This is a genomic window from Labrys monachus, from assembly GCF_030814655.1.
Taxonomy (GTDB): Bacteria; Pseudomonadota; Alphaproteobacteria; order Rhizobiales; family Labraceae; genus Labrys; species Labrys monacha.
Genome location: NZ_JAUSVK010000001.1, coordinates 4,769,470 through 4,786,606, shown reverse-complemented (window position 1 = coordinate 4,786,606; position 17,137 = coordinate 4,769,470). Strand labels below are relative to the sequence as shown.

14 protein-coding genes are annotated in these 17,137 nt (G+C 68.6%); 10 read left to right on the top strand and 4 right to left on the bottom strand.

Features of this window, described 5'->3' with window-relative positions; all coding sequences use genetic code 11:
• The first annotated feature begins 7 nt into the window (after positions 1-7).
• Entirely contained in the window at positions 8-1,636 is a 1,629-nt protein-coding gene (locus J3R73_RS21845) for an alpha-D-glucose phosphate-specific phosphoglucomutase (protein WP_307431951.1), read from the top strand.
• Here J3R73_RS21845 and J3R73_RS21840 read toward each other — a convergent pair.
• On the bottom strand, positions 1,563-2,516 hold the full coding sequence (locus J3R73_RS21840) for a lysophospholipid acyltransferase family protein (protein WP_307431948.1): 954 nt from the start codon (positions 2,514-2,516) through the stop codon (positions 1,563-1,565). The two genes, J3R73_RS21845 and J3R73_RS21840, sit on opposite strands and share 74 nt — an antisense overlap.
• Positions 2,517-2,714: 198 nt before the next feature.
• Here J3R73_RS21840 and glgX point away from each other — a divergent pair, with 198 nt between their 5' ends.
• Both glgX and J3R73_RS21830 read left to right on the top strand, forming a co-directional pair.
• The gene (gene glgX, locus J3R73_RS21835) at positions 2,715-6,566 is read left to right on the top strand and encodes a glycogen debranching protein GlgX (RefSeq protein WP_307431945.1); all 3,852 of its coding nucleotides are present in this window, start codon (positions 2,715-2,717) and stop codon (positions 6,564-6,566) included.
• Positions 6,567-6,676: 110 nt separating this feature from the next.
• On the top strand, positions 6,677-7,486 hold the full coding sequence (locus J3R73_RS21830; RefSeq protein ID WP_307431942.1) for a class I SAM-dependent methyltransferase: 810 nt from the start codon (positions 6,677-6,679) through the stop codon (positions 7,484-7,486).
• Between the two features lie 48 nt (positions 7,487-7,534).
• Here J3R73_RS21830 and gbd read toward each other — a convergent pair whose 3' ends face one another.
• Positions 7,535-8,671 (bottom strand): 4-hydroxybutyrate dehydrogenase, encoded by a 1,137-nt coding sequence (gbd, locus tag J3R73_RS21825; protein ID WP_307431937.1) that lies wholly within the window; start codon positions 8,669-8,671, stop codon positions 7,535-7,537.
• 254 nt (positions 8,672-8,925) lie between these two features.
• Here gbd and J3R73_RS21820 point away from each other — a divergent pair, with 254 nt between their 5' ends.
• From J3R73_RS21820 to J3R73_RS21800, 5 genes are all read left to right on the top strand, one after another.
• Positions 8,926-9,543, top strand: coding sequence for a CDP-alcohol phosphatidyltransferase family protein (locus tag J3R73_RS21820; protein WP_307431934.1), 618 nt, complete (start codon positions 8,926-8,928; stop codon positions 9,541-9,543).
• Positions 9,544-9,599: 56 nt separating this feature from the next.
• On the top strand, positions 9,600-9,785 hold the full coding sequence (locus J3R73_RS21815) for a hypothetical protein (protein WP_307431930.1): 186 nt from the start codon (positions 9,600-9,602) through the stop codon (positions 9,783-9,785).
• On the top strand, positions 9,785-10,450 hold the full coding sequence (locus J3R73_RS21810; RefSeq protein WP_370879980.1) for a lysophospholipid acyltransferase family protein: 666 nt from the start codon (positions 9,785-9,787) through the stop codon (positions 10,448-10,450). Before J3R73_RS21815 ends, J3R73_RS21810 begins: the two co-directional genes overlap by 1 nt.
• Positions 10,450-11,388, top strand: a complete 939-nt coding sequence (locus tag J3R73_RS21805; RefSeq protein WP_307431925.1) for a phosphatidate cytidylyltransferase — start codon at positions 10,450-10,452, stop codon at positions 11,386-11,388. The genes J3R73_RS21810 and J3R73_RS21805 overlap by 1 nt, the downstream gene beginning before the upstream one ends.
• Positions 11,389-11,466: 78 nt before the next feature.
• Positions 11,467-12,483, top strand: coding sequence for an aldose epimerase family protein (locus tag J3R73_RS21800; protein ID WP_307431922.1), 1,017 nt, complete (start codon positions 11,467-11,469; stop codon positions 12,481-12,483).
• 118 nt (positions 12,484-12,601) lie between these two features.
• Here J3R73_RS21800 and J3R73_RS21795 read toward each other — a convergent pair whose 3' ends face one another.
• On the bottom strand, positions 12,602-13,606 hold the full coding sequence (locus J3R73_RS21795; protein ID WP_307431919.1) for an asparaginase: 1,005 nt from the start codon (positions 13,604-13,606) through the stop codon (positions 12,602-12,604).
• 181 nt (positions 13,607-13,787) lie between these two features.
• Between J3R73_RS21795 and J3R73_RS21790 the strand changes: the two genes are divergently transcribed.
• Positions 13,788-15,251: an NAD-dependent succinate-semialdehyde dehydrogenase gene (locus tag J3R73_RS21790; RefSeq protein WP_307431915.1), complete on the top strand. Its 1,464-nt coding sequence runs from the start codon at positions 13,788-13,790 to the stop codon at positions 15,249-15,251.
• A 215-nt stretch (positions 15,252-15,466) separates the two neighbouring features.
• Positions 15,467-16,507: an alpha/beta hydrolase gene (locus tag J3R73_RS21785; RefSeq protein ID WP_307431912.1), complete on the top strand. Its 1,041-nt coding sequence runs from the start codon at positions 15,467-15,469 to the stop codon at positions 16,505-16,507.
• Between the two features lie 150 nt (positions 16,508-16,657).
• Here J3R73_RS21785 and J3R73_RS21780 read toward each other — a convergent pair whose 3' ends face one another.
• The gene (locus J3R73_RS21780) at positions 16,658-17,050 is read right to left on the bottom strand and encodes a DUF2780 domain-containing protein (RefSeq protein ID WP_307431907.1); all 393 of its coding nucleotides are present in this window, start codon (positions 17,048-17,050) and stop codon (positions 16,658-16,660) included.
• Between the last annotated feature and the right edge of the window lie 87 nt (positions 17,051-17,137).

The following is a 17,137-nucleotide window of genomic DNA, read 5'->3' as shown; positions in this document are numbered from 1 at the left end:
GCCTGACATGATCCGCACCGTTCCGACCCAGCCCATCGACGGCCAGAAGCCCGGCACGTCCGGCCTCCGCAAGAAAGTGCCGGTGTTCCAGCAGCCCCATTATGTCGAGAATTTCGTCCAGTCGATCTTCGACACGCTCGAGGGCTTCGCCGGCACCACGCTCATCGTCGGCGGCGACGGGCGCTATTTCAACCGCGAGGTGGTGCAGACGATCCTGAAAATGGCGGCGGCGGCCGGGTTCGGACGCGTGCGGGTGGGGCAGGGCGGCCTGCTGTCGACCCCGGCGGTCTCCGTCGCCATCCGCAAGCACCAGGCCTTTGGCGGCATCATCCTGTCCGCCTCGCACAATCCCGGCGGCCCGGACGGCGATTTCGGCATCAAGTACAATATCGGCAATGGCGGCCCGGCGCCGGAGAAGATCACCGACGCCATCTTCGCCCGCACCCGGTCGATCAGCGAATACCGGATCGCCGATGTGCCGGACGTCGATATCGACAGCATCGGCGAGACCGTTCTCGGCGACACCGTCGTCGAGATCGTCGATCCCGTCGCCGACTATGCCGAGCTGATGCAGCAATTGTTTGATTTCGAGGCGATCAGGGCGCTGTTCGCCGGCGGCTTCACCATGCGTTTCGATGCGATGTCCGCCGTGACCGGCCCCTATGCCAAGCGCATCCTCGAAGGGCTTCTCGGGGCGGCCCCGGGGACGGTGGTCAACGACACGCCGCTGCCGGATTTCGGCGGCCATCATCCCGATCCCAACCCCGTCAACGCCAAGGACCTCTACGATCTGATGATGGGGCCGGATGCGCCCGATTTCGGCGCCGCCTCGGACGGCGACGGCGACCGCAACCTCATCATCGGCCGCGGCATCTTCGTCACGCCGTCCGACAGCCTCGCGATCCTCGCCGCGCATGCCCATCTCGCGCCCGGCTATGCCGCCGGCATCGCCGGCATCGCCCGCTCCATGCCGACGAGCCTGGCCGCCGACCATGTCGCCAAGGCGCTCGGCATCGGCATCTACGAGACGCCGACGGGCTGGAAGTTTTTCGGCAACCTGCTCGATGCCGGCCTCGCCACCATCTGCGGCGAGGAGAGCGCCGGCACCGGCTCGAATCACATCCGCGAGAAGGACGGCGTGTGGGCGGTCCTGATGTGGCTGACGCTGCTGTCCCATCGTCGCCAGCCGGCGATCGACATCGTGCGCGAGCACTGGGCGCGGTTCGGCCGCAATTATTATTCGCGCCACGATTACGAGGCGGTGCCGACGCAGGCCGCCAACGGCGTGATGGAAGCGATCCGGGCGCAGATCCCGACGCTGCCGGGGCAGGCCTTCGGTTCGCTGACCGTCAGCTCGGCCGACGATTTCTCCTATCACGATCCGGTCGACGGCTCGGATTCGAAGAACCAGGGACTGCGCATCCTGTTCGAGAACGGCTCGCGCATCGTCTACCGCCTGTCCGGCACGGGCACGGAAGGAGCGACGCTGCGCGTCTATCTCGAACGCTTCGAGGCGGACACCGCCCGCCAGGATCTCGATCCGCAGGCGGCCCTCGCCGAGGTCATAGCTTTGGCGCGCAAACTCGGGGCGGTTGTGGAGAAGACGGGGATGGCTGAGCCGAGCGTCGTGACCTGAGCGAGGCGAGCCGGCGGGCCGTGCGATCGTCGGGCAGATGGCCGGCGAGCGCATAGGTCCGCTGCATCAGGTCGAGCGCGGCGGCCTTGCGGTCGGCCGCGGCGGCGAATTCGGCGCCGTCGATGGGATCGCCGATCGCCAGCGGCAGCACCGTGCCGATACGGTCGCGCACTTCCTTGAAGATGAGCGAGAGGCGCAGGGTCTGGTTGAGATGGCTGGCGACCTGGAAGAGGCGGCTGTTCTGGCCGCCGAAGAAGATCGGCACCACCACGGCCTTCGAACGCTGGATCAGCTGCACGGTGAAGGGCTGCCAGGGAGCATCCATCGCCGGGTGGCGCCCGAGCTTGTCCGGCGAGGTCGAGACGCCGCCCGCCGGGAAGACGATGACGCAGCCGCCGGCGTCGAGCAGGCGGCGCGCTTCGGCGCGGGTGCGCAGATTGGTCTTCATCGCCTCCTCGGTCTCGGCGAAATCGACCGGCAGCAGGTAGCTGCGCGTCTCCGGCGCATGCAGGAGGACCGCATTGGTGAGAATGACGAAGTCGTGCCGGACGAGCCCGATCAGCCAGGCGATGACGACGCCGTCGAGAACGCCGTAAGGGTGGTTGGCCACGATGACGCAGGGCCCGGTCTTCGGGATCTTTTCGAGCTGGGCGCGGTTGAAGCGAACGTCCAGCTCGAGCCGCCGGACGGCGGCGGCGAAGAAATTCTCGCCCTCCACCGGATTGCGCTGGTTCTCGAGGTAAAGGCGCTTAAGCTTCGGCTGGCCGGTCACCTTCTCGATCGCGCGGATCAGCGCGCGCTTGGGAAGGGAGAAGGTCGGATCGGCATAGGTGAACTGCACTTCCCGCGCGACGGCATCATGACTTGTCTTTTGAAGCATTTGAACCCTTCAGGCGCCCATTCTCTCGTAGCGGATGCTCGCTTCGGCACGATGCTGAAGGCGGGGGCCGGCCGATGGGGCGGGGCCACGTTCTTCCTAACACTTCGCCGCGTGATCGGCATCCAGTCTTTGTCCTTTGACCGCCCAGCGTGACAGGACCGTACGACACAAATTCGACAGTCGATGCAAGAGGCGGCGATGACAACTGAAATGACCGCGCGCATGGGCGCGGCCGAACCGCTCGGCGTGAGCTGGACCCCGGAGGGCGTCAATTTCGCCGTCTATTCGGCTGACGCCGAGAGGATCGAGCTCTGCCTCTTCGCCGAAGACGGCGGCGAGACGGTGCGAATCACCCTGCCGGGCCGTACCGGCCCGGTGCATCACGGGCTCGTGCCGGGCCTGGCGGAGGGCCGGCTCTACGGGCTGCGCGCCCATGGGCCGTGGCGGCCGGAGGAGGGGCTGCGCTTCAATCCGGCAAGGCTCCTGCTCGACCCCTATGCGACCCGGATCATGCGCCCACCCGGCACGACCTCGGCGATGCATGTCAAGGGTGCCTCCGGGCTTGACGATCTGGCCTTCGACGGCACGGACACCGCCTCCCTGATGCCGAAGGGCGTGCTGGAGCGTCCTCTCCCGCGGCGGGCCCGCCCGCCGGCGCCGAGGGTGGAGCCCGGCGGCCGCATCGTCTACGAACTGCACGCCAAGGGCTTCAGCCGCACCCATCCGGACATTCCCGAGGCCATGCGGGGCACCTTCGCCGCGCTCGCCCATCCTGCCGCGATCCGGCATTTCAGCGATCTCGGCGTCACCACGCTGGAGGTGATGCCGCTGGCGGCGTGGCTCGACGAGCGCCATCTGGAGCCCCTCGGCCTGACCAATTACTGGGGCTATAATCCCGTCGGCTTCTTCGCCCCCGATCCGCGCCTAGCGCCGGGCGGCATGGCGGAGATCGCCGCCACCGTCGACGCGCTGCACCGGGCCGGCTTCGAAGTCATCCTCGACGTCGTCTTCAACCACACCGCCGAGAGCGACGAACGCGGGCAGACGCTGTCGCTGCGAGGGCTCGACAACCGTTCCTATTACCGGCTCGCCGACAATCCGCGCTTCTACGTCAACGACACCGGCTGCGGGCATACGCTCGCCCTCGACCGGCCGGTGACGATCCGCCTCGTGACCGACGCCCTGCGCCACTGGGCCGAGGAGGGCGGCTTCGACGGCTTCCGCTTCGATCTCGCCCCGGTGCTCGGCCGCACGGCGCGCGGCTTCGATGCCGAGGCGCCGCTCTTCGCGGCCATCCGGCAGGACCCGCTGCTCGGCAGCCGGCTGATGATCGCCGAACCCTGGGATATCGGGCCCGGCGGCTACCGGCTCGGCCAGTTCCCGCGGGGCTGGGGCGAATGGAACGACCGCTATCGCGACGACGTCCGGCGCTTCTGGCGCGGGGATGGCGGCATCGGCGCCCTGGCGACGCGCCTCGCCGGTTCTTCCGACCTGTTCGATCCGGCGCAGCGCCGGCCGGCGGACGGCATCAATTTCATCGCGGCGCATGACGGCTTCACCCTCGCCGATGCCGTCGCCTTCGCGACCAAGCACAACGAGGCCAATGGCGAGCAGAACCGCGACGGGCATGGCGGGGAGATCAGCTGGAACGAGGGCGTCGAGGGCGCAAGCCGGGCGCCGGAGATCATCGCCCTGCGGCACGCGCATTGCCGGGCCATGCTGGCGACGCTGCTCCTCTCGCGCGGCACCCCCATGCTCTCCATGGGGGACGAACTCGGCCGTACGCAGGGCGGCAACAACAATGCCTATGCGCAGGACAACGCCACGACCTGGATCGACTGGGCGAACGCCGACACGTCCCGCATGCAGTTCGTCGCCAGCCTCATCGCCCTGCGCAAGACACACAAGCTGATCGCCGGCGACAGCTTTCTGACCGGCGCGAAGGGCATTTCGGGCGAGCCGGACGTCGCATGGCTCGGAACCGACGGAGCCGTCCTGCAGGACCGCGACTGGAACGATCCGGGCCGCCGCAGCCTCGGCATGTCCCTGGTGGGAGCCGACGGCAGCCGCGTCGTCATCTGGTTCCATGCGGGCGGCACGCCGCTCCAGGCGCGGCTGCCGGATCTCGGTCCTGGCCAGCGCTGGCGTCTCGCCCATGTGAGCGACGAGAACCAAGCCTTCGCGCCCCAGGCCTGGTACGCTTCCTTCGACATGATGGAACTGGCACCGCGCTCGGTCGGCGTGTTCGTCGCCGAAGCCGGGCCTGGCCCCCGCAGGGACGGCGCCGCTCCCCCGGCCATGATCGACCGCCTCGCCGATCTCGCCGGCATCGCGCCGGAATGGTGGGAAGTCTCCGGCCGGCATACGCTGGTCTCCCCGGAAACCAAGCGCGCGCTGCTCGCCGCCATGGGCCTGCCCCACACCTCCCTCGCCCAGGCCCGCGAGAGCCTCGATCGCCTGCGGCTCATGCGGCAGGGGAAGGTGGCCCGGCCGGCGGGCCGGGCTTATCTTCCGCCGGTCCTGGCGGGGGGCGGCCGCCGCTTCGGCCTGTCGGCGCAGCTCTATACCCTGCGCCGGCCGGGAGACCAGGGCGTGGGCGACTTCACCACGCTGGCCGAACTGGCGCGGGCCGCCGCCGCCAAGGGGGCGGGCGTCCTGGCGCTCAATCCCTTCCATGCCTTGTTTGCCTCCGATCGCGGCCGGACCAGCCCCTACCAGCCTTCCGACCGCCGCTTCCTCGACCCCGCCATGATCGATCTCGAGGCGGTGCCGGAGGTCGATGCGGGCGCGATCGCCGCCGTCAGCGCCGACCTGCCGCGCCTGCGGGCGGCCCGGCTGATCGACTGGCCCGCGGTATGGGCGCTCAAGCGCGCGGTGCTGTCGGCAGCTTTCGCCGGGCTGGCCGCGCAGCCGGCGCGCCAAGCGGCCTTCGAAGCCTTCCGGCTGAGGGGGGGCGAGGCCCTCGCCCGCTTCGCGCATTTCCAGGCGCTGGAACAGGCCTCGGGCTCGACGGCCTTCCGCACCGGGCCGCTGCCGGACGGGGCGGGACCGGATCTCAGGGCCGAGATCGCCTTCGCCTGCTACCTGCAGTTCCTAGCCGAGGAACAGCTCGCCCGGGCCGGCGACAGCGGCCTCGAAATCGGCTTCTGCCGCGACATCGCCGTCGGTGCCGCGCCGGACGGTGCTGAGGTGTGGAGCGCCCCGGGAGCCTTCCTCAAGGGGGTGACGGTCGGCGCGCCGCCCGATCCCTTTTCGGCGGAGGGGCAGATCTGGAACATTCCGCCGCTCGATCCCATCGCCCTGCAGCAGAGCGATTTCGGCCACTACCGCGACCTCCTCGCCGCCAATATGCGCCATGCCGGCGCCCTGCGCGTCGACCACGTCATGGCGCTGACCCGGCTCTTCGTCGTGCCGGACGGAGCTCGCGCCAGCGAGGGCGCCTATCTGCGCTATCCGCTGGAGGCGATGCTCGCCGTCCTCGCCGAGGAGAGCGCGAAGGCGCGCTGCATGGTGGTGGGCGAGGACCTCGGCACCGTGCCCGAGGGCTTTCGCGAACGCCTCGACGAAGCCGCGCTCTATTCCTACCGGGTGCTGTTCTTCGAGCGCGACGGCAGGCGTTTCCGTCCGCCGGAGGCCTATCCGGCGCGGTCGCTCGCCTGCGTCGCCACGCATGACCTCGCGACGCTGCGCGGCTGGTGGAACGGAACCGATATCGAGCTGAACCGCTCGCTCGGACGCACCCTGCCCGCGGATGCCGTTGCCGGGCGGCAGGCGGACAAGGCCGCCCTCGCCGAGGCGGTCGGCGCAGCCGGCGACGAGCTGACGCCCGATTTCGTCGGCGCGGTGCACGGCTTCCTCGCCCGCGCGCCCTCGGGGCTGGTGGTGGCGCAGGTCGAGGATCTCGCCGGCGAGACCGACCCGGTCAACCTGCCGGGCACGGATACCGAATATCCGAACTGGCGCCGGCGTCTGGCCCTCGATGCGGATGCGATGCTCGAGACGGAGGAGGCCCATGCGGTCTTCGCTGCGATGAAGCGGGAGGGACGCTAGGTCCGGTGGCGCAGAAGCGTTCTTTCGCCGGACCCGGCGGGGATGCAATCTCCGCTCGCAACCGGCCGCGAGACGCGCCATGATCAGCCCTCGATGGCGGGAGGACGGTGATGAGCGACATCTCGGATTTCGTCGGCAGCATACCCCGGTTCTACGATGACTGCATGGGCCCGGTGATCTTCGTCGATTATGCCGACGATGTCGCCCGGCGGGTGGCGGCTTTCCGCCCGGCGCGCGTGCTGGAAACGGCGGCGGGAACCGGGATCGTCACACGGTGCCTGCGCGATCGCCTGCCGCCGGAGTCGCGACTGGTGGCGACGGACCTCAACGCGCCGATGCTGGAGGTCGCACAGGCCAAGTTCGGGGCCGGGGAGCCGGTCGAATTCCAGACGGTCGACGCGACGGCGCTTCCCTTCGCCGACGGCAGCTTCGACGCCGTGGTCTGCCAGTTCGGCGTGATGTTCTTCCCGGACAAGGACAAGTCGTACCGGGAGGTCCATCGCGTGCTCGCGCCGGGCGGCCGTTACATGTTCAGCATGTGGGATTCGCATCGCTGCAATCCCGTCGGCCGCATCGCGCAGGAGGTGATCGAGCGCTTCTTTCCCGAGGATCCGCCGCAGTTCCAGCGCGTGCCGTTCGGCTATGCCTTCGAGCCGGCGCGGGACTCGCTGATCGCGGCAGGCTTCGCCGATATCGAGGCCGTCGTGCTCCGGAAGGAAAAGCAGGTCCCGGACGCGGGGATTCTGGCGCGCGGGCTCATCTTCGGGAGCCCCCTGTTCGACCAGATCCGCGCCCGCGGCAGTGTCGAGCCCGAGACGGTGGCGACGGCGCTTGCGGAGGCGTTCCGCGACGCCTTCGGCGCCGGCCCGGCCCTCATCCCGCTGCAGGCCACGGTGATGTCTGCGACCAAACCGCTATAGGCGGGCGCTGCCGGATGGCGGCGCGGCCGCCTTGGTCGCGGCGCAGGCTCAGGCCGAGGCCTCCAGCATGGCCCGATAGTCCTCGGCGCTGGCCTCGCGCGGATTGGTGCGATGGGCGTGGTCGGCCAGCGCGCGCTCGATGATGCGGGGATGGAGCGCCGCTTCGACGCCCATTTCGGCCAGGCCGGCGGGAAGGCCGAGCCGCCGGTTGAGGGCCTTGATGGCATCGCCGATGCCGCCGGGATTGGTGATGCCCATGGCCTGGGCGAGGCGGGCCATGCGCCCTTCGGCCTTGACCGTCTCGGCCTCCGCGTTGAAGGCGAGCACGGCGGGCAGGAGAACGGCGTTGAGCGTGCCGTGGTGAAGCCGCGGCAGCAGCCCACCGATGGCGTGGCTCAGGCTGTGCACGCAGCCGAGGCCCTTCTGGAACGCCATGGCGCCCTGCATCGAGGCGCTCATCATGTTGAGGCGGGCATCCCGGTCCATCGGATGGCGAGTGGCCGTCTCGATATGCGCCCAGCCCCGCGTCAGCCCGTCGATGGCGATGCCGTCGGCCGGCGGGTTGAAGGCCGGGGCGAGGAAGGTCTCGATGCAATGGCAGATCGCGTCCATGCCGGTCGCGGCGGTCAGGAGCGGCGGCAGGCCGAAAGTGAGCTCGGGATCGCAGATCGCGAGCTTGGGCACCAGATGCGGCGAGAGCAGGCCGAGCTTGCGGCCGTCGTCGAGGATGATGATGGCGCCGCGGCCGACTTCGCTGCCGGTTCCGGCCGTGGTGGGGATGGCGATCACCGGCGCGACCCGGGCGGTGATGCGGGCCGTGCCGCCCTCGATCGCGGCGTAGCCGAGCAGCGGCCCGTCATGTGTCGCGGCGAGCGCGACGCCCTTGGCGAGATCGATGGGCGAGCCGCCGCCGAAGGCGACGATGCCGTTGCAGCCGGCGGCCCGGTAGGCCTCCAGGCCGGCGCGCACGGCGGCCTCGGTCGGGTTGGACGGCGTGTCCTCGAACACCGCCGCTGCGAAATCGCCCATCACGGCGAGGACGCGATCCACCAGGCCGGCGGCCCGCACGCCGCGGTCGGTGACGACGAGCGCCCGTGTGATGCCGAGGCGCTCGCATTCGCCGCGCAGGAGCGCGAGCGAGCCGAAACCGAACTGGACGGTCGTGATGTAGTTGATGATGGCCATGGGCTCGTTTCCTCGACGTGTCTGATGCTCGCGTGCCAGCATTCATACCGGAGCCTGCCGTCAAGACAATCGTGCGGTGACGATGATGCGCCGCTCGACGGGTGCAATCGCATCGGCCGTATGATCGTATCGCCATGGCGATGGCCGACTGCGCTGCGTCGTGGGGGGCTCGCCGTGCGCGAAGTCATTGCTTTTGGAGGACAGCCGCGGCCATGATCGCCGGGTCTCCCCACCTTGTCTTCCAGGGAAGCATGATGAGCCTCTATGCCCTCAAGCCGCGGTTCCAGGCCCTGCTGCGCCCCACCGTGGAGCGCATGGCCGCCCGCGGCATCACGGCCAACCGGGTGACCTTGGCGGCAGCCATGGGCTCCTTGATCGTCGGCCTCGGCGTCGCCGCGCTTGCCGATCTGCGAATCACGTATCTGCTCCTGCCGGTCTGGCTCTTCATCCGCATGGCCCTCAACGCCGTCGACGGCATGCTGGCGCGGGAGTTCGGACAGAAGAGCCTGATCGGCGCCTATCTCAACGAGATCGCCGACGTGGTTTCGGATACGGCGCTCATCCTGCCTTTCGCGGTGCTGCCGGTGTTCGGTGCGTTCTGGACCGGCGTCGTGATCGTCCTCGCCGTCATCACCGAATTTGCCGGCGTCATGGGGCCGGCGGTCGGGGCGTCCCGCCGCTATGACGGCCCGCTCGGCAAGAGCGACAGGGCCTTCGTCTTCGGTGCGCTCGGGCTCTGGATCGGTCTCGGCGCGCCCTTGCCGGGCTGGTTCGGCTGGCTGATGCCGGTGGTGGCGCTCCTGCTCGTTCTCACCGTCGCCAACCGGGTCCATAAGGGGCTGCGCGAGGTTCGCGACCGGCCGGTATCATGAAGCGTCGGTGCGAAAGCGCGCAGAGCGACGCCGAGGTCGGCGGCTAAAGGCGGGGCATGACCGAGACACAGGAAAATCCGGCGGCGGTCGCCGCCGTCCCGACGCCGCTCCCGCGGCAGGGCCGAACGCTGGAGATGCCATCGCGCGGCGTCACCATCGCCGGTGCTTTCACGGCGCTGCCGCAGCCGATCGGGCTGCTTGCCGTCGGCCTCATCCGGCTGCCGCTCGCGGAGATGCCGTGATGAGCGCAGCGCCACCGCGCAGGAGCCGTTCGCTGCCGGGGCGGGTGGTCGGGCTCATGACCATCGCGCTCGCCCGCATCGTCACCGGCGTCAGGGGCAATTGGCAGGGCTGCACGCCGTCGCCGGAACCGCGGATCTATTTTGCCAACCATGCGAGCCATGGCGACTTCATCCTGATCTGGACGGTGTTTCCCGCCGGCCTTCGGGCCAGGACGCGGCCCGTCGCCGCCAGGGACTATTGGAGCGCGGGGATCGTCAGGCGGTTCCTCGGCCGCGATGTCTTCGACGCGGTGCTGATCGACCGGGACAACGTCACCCGCAGCGCCGATCCGATCGGCCATATGGGCGCGGCGATCGAGGCGGGATCGTCGCTGATCCTGTTCCCGGAGGGCACGCGCAACACGACGGACCGGCCGCTGCTGCCGTTCAAATCGGGCCTCTACTGGCTGGCGAAACGCCGGCCCGGCGTCGATCTCGTGCCCGTCTGGATCGACAACCTCAACCGCGTCATGCCGAAGGGCGAGTTCCTGCCCGTGCCGTTCCTGTGCACGGTGACCTTCGGGACGCCGCTGCGCTTCGAACCGGGCGAGGATCGCCAGGCCTTCCTCGACCGCAGCCAGGAGGCCCTTCTCGCCTTGCGGCCCGGCGAAGGGGAGGGGCGGTGATGTCGGACCATCCGGCCATAGCCCTGTTCGGCGGCATCCTCGGCGTCCTGGTGCTGGCTTCCCTCGTGGGCTGGATTCTCGGACGGCGCGCCGGGCCGGAGGGCAGTGCGGCGATCGACAATCTGAACGCCCGCATCCGCGCCTGGTGGGTGATGGTGGTGCTGATCGGGCTGTCCTTCCTGGCCGGAAAGCCGGGGGTGATCATCCTCTTCGCCCTTGCCTCCTTCTTCGCCCTGCGGGAATTCGTCACCCTGACGCCGACGAGGCGGGGCGACCATTACAGCCTGTTCGCGATGTTCTTCGTGGTCCTGCCGGTCCAATATTATCTGATCTGGATCGACTGGTATGGCCTCTATTCGATCTTCATCCCCGTCTACGCCTTCCTGTTCATGCCCATCCTGGTCGCGTTGCGCGGCGATACCGCGCGCTTCATGACCCGCATCGCCGAGATGCAATGGGGCATGATGATCGCGATCTTCTGCCTGTCGCATGTCCCGGCCCTCATCACCCTGGACATTCCTGGCTTCGAGGGCCGCAACCTCCTGCTGATCGCCTTCCTCGTCATCGTCGTCCAGTCGAGCGACGTGCTGCAATATGTCTGGGGCAAGCTCTTCGGCCGGCACAAGGTGGCGCCGAGGCTCTCGCCGTCCAAGACCTGGGAGGGCCTGGTCGGCGGCATTGCGAGCGCTACCCTGCTCGGTGCCTGCCTGTGGTGGATCACGCCGTTCGGTTTCCTCCAGGCAGGCCTGGCGGCGCTCGTCGTCGCATTGATGGGCTTCCTCGGCGGCCTGGTGATGTCGGCGATCAAGCGCGACCGCGGCGTCAAGGATTGGGGGAGGCTGATCGAGGGCCATGGCGGCATGCTGGACCGTCTCGATTCCGTCGTGTTCGCCGCGCCGATCTTCTTTCACTTGGTGCGCTACGGGTGGACCGTATAAGAGGGAAAGGCCGTCGTCGCATGCGCGGCGGTGCGGATCTGCGTTCCCGCTCTTTCATGTCCAATCCGAGGAAGTCCCATGTCCAAGCCTGTCCTGTTCGGCACGTTCGGCGGCGCCGATGTGCTCGAGGTCACGCTGCGCTCCGACGCCGGCGCCGAAGCGAGGATCATCAGCTATGGCGGCGCGGTGCGCGACCTGCACGTCCCCTCCAAGGCCGGCCCGCAGCGCGTCGTGCTGGGATTTGAGAAATTCGAGGATTATCCCGCCTATTCGCCGCATTTCGGCGCCAATCCCGGCCGCGTCGCCAACCGCATCGGCCAGGGCCGCTTCACGCTCGATGGCGTGACCTATGACCTCTCCAAGAGCCATGGCGGGCCGCACACCCTGCATGGCGGCGCCACCGGCTTCGGCAAGCGCGTCTGGTCGCTGGCGCAATCCGACGAGCGTTCGGCCACCTTCGTCCTCGTCTCCGAGGACGGCGACATGGGCTTTCCCGGCCGCGTCGTGACCACCTGCACCTATCGCCTGCTCGAGCCGGCGACGCTGCAGGTGATCTACACCGCGACCACCGACAAGGCGACGCCCGTCAATCTCGCCCAGCATTCCTACTTCAATCTCGACGGCTCGCCGGACGTGCTCGACCAGCACATGCAGATCGAGGCCGATTTCTACACCCCGACCGATGCCGACCTCATCCCCACCGGCGAGATCCTGTCGGTCGCCGGCACGCCCTGGGATTTCCGGTCCGACCGTCCGCTGCGCCTCGACACGCCGGACGGCCCGTTCCGATATGACGGCAATCTCGTGCTGCGCAGCAGCGGCGTGCTCGCTCGCGCCGCCCGCGCCTGGTCGCCCAAGAGCGGCGTCAGCCTCGAGACCTGGACGACCCAGCCCGGCGTGCAGCTTTACGATGCCGCCAAGCTCAACGTACCGGTGCCCGGCCTCGGCGGCGCCACATACGGCGCCTACGCCGCCTTCTGCCTGGAGACGCAGAACTTTCCCGACGCGGTCAACAAGGCGCATTTCCCCTCGTCGATCGTCCGTCCCGGCGAGGTCTATCACCACGAGACGCAGTACCGCTTCAGCGTGGTTTGAGGCGGATGGAGGGTCGATCACCGATCGACCCTTGGAAACACAGAACTTGCGGCAAAGAAGAGGTCGATCGGCGATCGACCTTCCATCCGCGCCGTTCCCTCGAATGCCGCCGTCGCGCCTAACCCATCGCCCCCGCCGCCCTCAGCAGCCCGACCTCGATGCCGTTCCAGTTCTTCTGGATCGGGGCGAGGAAGGGTCGCAGCGCCTCGCTCTCGTTTTCCGACAGCGGCAGGAAGCGTGCGATCACGTTCGCCATCATCACTTCGGCGGCACGGGTGGCGCCGTCGTCGCATTTGAGGGCGACGCCGTAGCCGAGTTCCGGGAAACAGGCGCAGAACACGCCTTCCGCGCCGGTCTTCACGAACACCCGCTCGCCGAAGATCGCCATGATGGCGGTGCAGAAGCGCCCCGTCCCGGCCACGAGGAAGGGGTCGGCCGCGACGGCGCGGCGGATGCGGGCCGCCGCCCGGGCCCGCTCGGGGCCGAGATGAAGCCCGGTCCCAAGGCGCGCGAAGCCGCGTGCGATCCCTGCGAGGGGCGCCGCCTGGGTCGGAATCGAACAGCCGTCGGTGCCGACGCCGGCGCCCTCCAGGGCCGCGCCGGACATGTCGGCGACGGCGCCCATCACCGCCCGCATGACCGGATGGGACCGGCGGACATAGCCCTCCGGCTCGACGCCCTCGGCGCAGGCGAGGCAGATGAAGCCGGCATGCTTGCCCGAGCAGTTGTTGTGGAGGGCCGAGGGCTTTTGGCCGGCTCGGACCAGGGCGTCGGCGGCCTTGCGGGTGCTCGGCGCATGCACCCCGCATTCGAGCGTTCTCACGTCCCGTCCCGCCTTGGCCAGCATGGCCGTGGCGACCTCGACGTGTCGGGCTTCGCCGCCATGCGAGGATACCGCCAGTGCGATTTCCGCATCGGTGAGGCCGAGGCGGTCGGCGGCACCGGATTCGAGGAGCGGGAGCGCCTGGAAGGCCTTCACCGCCGAGCGCGGATAGATCGGCCGCGTGACGTCGCCGAGCGACAGCACCAGGCGGCCGTCGGGATCGGACACCGCGATTGCGCCGCTGTGCCGGCTTTCGACGAGATCGCCGCGCAACAATTCGGCGAGAACGGGATTGGTCATGGGATCACCTGCTGAACTTTTCGCTGTCTACCCCGAAGACCGGGGCCAGGCGAGGACGAAGAACAGCGGGGACAAGGGATGTCCCGGCAAAGAACATTGCCTGCCGCCGGCCGAATGCCTATTTGTGCAGCGCGCCGCGTGGCGGCGGCAGACCTGATCGAAACCGTGCGGGAGAGGACTCATGTTGGACAAGCAGTCGCAGAAACTCGAATTCAAACGTGAAGCCGCCTATTTCGACGGACAATGGATCGCCGCCGACAGCGGCAGGACGACCCCGGTGACCAATCCCGCCACGGGCGAACTGCTCGGCACAGTGCCGGATTGCGGCCAGGCCGAGACCGCCCGCGCCATCGCGGCAGCCGATGCCGCCTTCCCCGCCTGGCGGGCGCGCACCGCCAAGGAACGGGCGAAGATCCTGCACAGGCTGGCGGATATCGTCGAAGCCAACAGCGAGGCGCTCGGCGTGCTCCTGACGGTGGAACAGGGCAAATCCCTCGCGGAGGCGAAGGGCGAGGTGATGTTCTCGGCCGCCTATGTGCGCTGGTTCGCCGAGGAAGCCCAGCGCGTCTATGGCGACGTGATTCCCTCCCCATGGCCGGGCCGCCGCATTCTGGTGACGAAGGAGCCGGTCGGCGTCGTCGGCGCCATCACGCCGTGGAACTTTCCCTCCTCGATGATCGCGCGCAAGCTCGGCCCGGCCCTGGCGGCAGGCTGCACCATCGTCATCAAGCCGGCGGCGCAGACGCCCTATTCCGGGCTCGCCTGGGGAGCTCTGTGCGAGATGGCCGGCATTCCCGCCGGCGTCGTCAACGTGCTCACCGGCTCGGCCAGCGCCATCGGCGGCGAGCTGACCTCGAACCCCGCCGTGCGCAAGATCACCTTCACCGGCTCGACGCCGATCGGCAAGCTGCTGGTGGAGCAGTCGGCGAAGACGCTGAAGAAGGTCTCGATGGAACTCGGCGGCAACGCCCCCTTCATCGTGTTCGACGACGCCGACGTCGACCGGGCCATCGAAGGCGCGATGATCGCCAAATACCGCAATTCCGGCCAGACCTGCGTGTGCACCAACCGCTTCCTGGTGCAGTCGGGCATTCATGACCGCTTCGTCGAGAAGCTCGTCGCCGCCTCCAATGCGCTCAAGGTCGGCAACGGCCTCGATGCCGGCGTGCAGCAGGGGCCACTGATCGACGAGAAGGCGGTGGCCAAGGTCGAGGAGCATCTCGCCGACGCCATCTCCAAGGGCGCCAAGGTGGTGGCCGGCGGCAAGCGGCACAAGCTCGGCGGCACCTTCTTCGAGCCGACGGTGATGACCGGCGTGACGCCGGACATGATCGTCGCCCGCGACGAGACCTTCGGCCCGCTTTCGCCGGTGTTCAGGTTCGAGACGGAGGAAGAAGCGGTGAGGATGGCGAACGATACCGAATTCGGCCTCGCCTCCTATTTCTACACGCGGGATCTCGCCAGGGCTTTCCGCGTCTCCGAGGCGCTCAAATACGGCATGGTCGGCGTCAATGAAGGCCTGATCACCACCGAAGTCGCCCCCTTCGGCGGCGTCAAGGAATCCGGCATGGGCAAGGAAGGCTCCAAATACGGTATCGAGGATTATCTCGACAGCAAATATGTCTGCATGGGCGGACTGGCCTGACGGCCGTCCGCTGCTTCCCCGCCGGCGCGGCGCTTCCTTCCGGGCGCCGCGCTCGACGGGCGGGGATCGTGACATTTTTGCCGGGGGCCGGGAAAACGCGGCGGAAAAGCCGATTTCCTCGGCCCTGCCGGCCCGCGCCTCATTTTCGCCTGTTCACTGGCTATTCACCACTTCGGCTGCATTGAGTGCGGCGCAGCAAAGGGATTGGTCACGGAATGAGAGCCGCCTCGCTCTTCGCTTTGGTATTGTCGGCCCTGGCCCTGACGGGCTGCGTCGGCATCGATGACGACACCGGGGCGACCGACGCGCCGCTGAAGCCGGTGCTGACCACAGCCGCGGCGCCGGACAGGGCGGCTGCGACCACGCCGCTCGGCATCTGGCGGGGCGGCATCACCATGCTGATGATGACGACCCGCAAGAGCACGGGCGACGCCGAGCCCTGGTTCGATACGGGGCGGGCTTCCGAGCCGACGGCCGCGCGCCTCGTGCTCTATCCGCCCTCGAACACCCTGCTCGCCAGCGTGAACCCGATCGCCTCCTCGGACTGGTCGGTCGCCGGCGTGAGCAAGCTCGGCGGCGACCAGCCCGCCACCGCTCTGGCGACCCAGGCTGAGGGCCGCGACGTGCTCGTCTATGTGCACGGCTACAACGAGACCTTCGACAGCGCGGCGACCAGCTATGCCAAGCTGGTGGCGGGCATCAAGTTCTCCGGCGTGCCGATCCTGTTCGCCTGGCCCTCGCGCGCGGCCTTTCTCGATTACATGACCGATCGCGACAGCGCCCTGTGGTCGCGCGACGCGCTCGAAGACACGCTCACCGCCCTCGCCAAGGATCCCAAGGTGGGCCGCATCAACATCCTCGCCCATTCGATGGGCGGCATGGTGGCGCTCGAGGCGCTGCGCTCGCTGTCGGATCGCTCGGATGGCACGCTCTCGGGCCGCTTCGGGGCCATCATCCTCGCCAATCCGGACGTGGACGTCGACTTGTTCAAGCGCCAGATCAAGCGCCTGCCGCTCCTGTCGTCGAAGATGACCGTGATCGTCTCGGCCAATGACCGGGCGCTCGAATTGTCGACGAAGCTGGCAGGCGGCGTGCCCCGCGTCGGACTGAGCGACCGCGCGGAGCTCGACCAGACCGGCGTCAAGGTCGTCGACGCCACGGATTACACCTCCGGCATCATCAACCACGACATCTTCATGAGCCGCGTCGAGCTGCGCGCCGTCATCGCCCGGGCGCTCGACAACGCCGACGACTGAGCAGGCGCGGCCTTGCGGGATCGATCCCCGGTCGGCTCGCGCCCTCGCCGCAGGCGCCGGGTTTCAGAACGGGCGATCACGGGCGCCGGGACAAGGGAAGCTTTCGCACGCGACGGAGACGAGGGATCTCGGCGCTTCCCGCGTCTGCACTCAGACGAACTGCCCGAGCTCGGGGATCTCGCGGACGATCTTGCCGACCACTTCAGGGCCCGCTTCCCTTTCGGCGAAGGCGAACAATTCCCGGCCGATGGCCTGGATCTGGTTGAGGTCCAGCCCCATCGCCATCAACTGCCCGCCCAGTCCGGCGATTCCCCCGCCCACATGGCCCACCATGCCGGCCAGCATGCCCATGAAGCCGCCGCTCTGCGCATTGATCGCCTCATTGGTGATGTCGCGGGCGCCTGTGATGGAATCGACCAGCTTGGACACGGCGTCGGCGGGACCCTCGCGCTCGAGAAAGGCGAGAATGGCCCCGACCGCCTGCGTGGCGACATCCGGGCTGATGCCGACCTTGGAGGACAGTAGGGCGATCAATTCTTCCATTGCGCATTCTCCCTGACGCCGTCACACACGCGCGCACCCCGACGAACGTCACGCCGAGGCAGCTCCACCCTTGTCTTTTCGCATTTC

Coding starts and splice junctions, on each gene's coding strand:
- J3R73_RS21830 (WP_307431942.1), top strand. CDS start 6,677: ATGAGCGACATCTCGGATTTCGTCGGCAGCATACCCCGGTTCTACGAT.
- J3R73_RS21795 (WP_307431919.1), bottom strand. CDS start 13,606: ATGACCAATCCCGTTCTCGCCGAATTGTTGCGCGGCGATCTCGTCGAA.
- J3R73_RS21845 (WP_307431951.1), top strand. CDS start 8: ATGATCCGCACCGTTCCGACCCAGCCCATCGACGGCCAGAAGCCCGGC.
- J3R73_RS21820 (WP_307431934.1), top strand. CDS start 8,926: ATGAGCCTCTATGCCCTCAAGCCGCGGTTCCAGGCCCTGCTGCGCCCC.
- J3R73_RS21785 (WP_307431912.1), top strand. CDS start 15,467: ATGAGAGCCGCCTCGCTCTTCGCTTTGGTATTGTCGGCCCTGGCCCTG.
- glgX (WP_307431945.1), top strand. CDS start 2,715: ATGACAACTGAAATGACCGCGCGCATGGGCGCGGCCGAACCGCTCGGC.
- J3R73_RS21840 (WP_307431948.1), bottom strand. CDS start 2,516: ATGCTTCAAAAGACAAGTCATGATGCCGTCGCGCGGGAAGTGCAGTTC.
- J3R73_RS21810 (WP_370879980.1), top strand. CDS start 9,785: ATGAGCGCAGCGCCACCGCGCAGGAGCCGTTCGCTGCCGGGGCGGGTG.
- J3R73_RS21800 (WP_307431922.1), top strand. CDS start 11,467: ATGTCCAAGCCTGTCCTGTTCGGCACGTTCGGCGGCGCCGATGTGCTC.
- J3R73_RS21790 (WP_307431915.1), top strand. CDS start 13,788: ATGTTGGACAAGCAGTCGCAGAAACTCGAATTCAAACGTGAAGCCGCC.
- gbd (WP_307431937.1), bottom strand. CDS start 8,671: ATGGCCATCATCAACTACATCACGACCGTCCAGTTCGGTTTCGGCTCG.
- J3R73_RS21805 (WP_307431925.1), top strand. CDS start 10,450: ATGTCGGACCATCCGGCCATAGCCCTGTTCGGCGGCATCCTCGGCGTC.
- J3R73_RS21780 (WP_307431907.1), bottom strand. CDS start 17,050: ATGGAAGAATTGATCGCCCTACTGTCCTCCAAGGTCGGCATCAGCCCG.
- J3R73_RS21815 (WP_307431930.1), top strand. CDS start 9,600: ATGACCGAGACACAGGAAAATCCGGCGGCGGTCGCCGCCGTCCCGACG.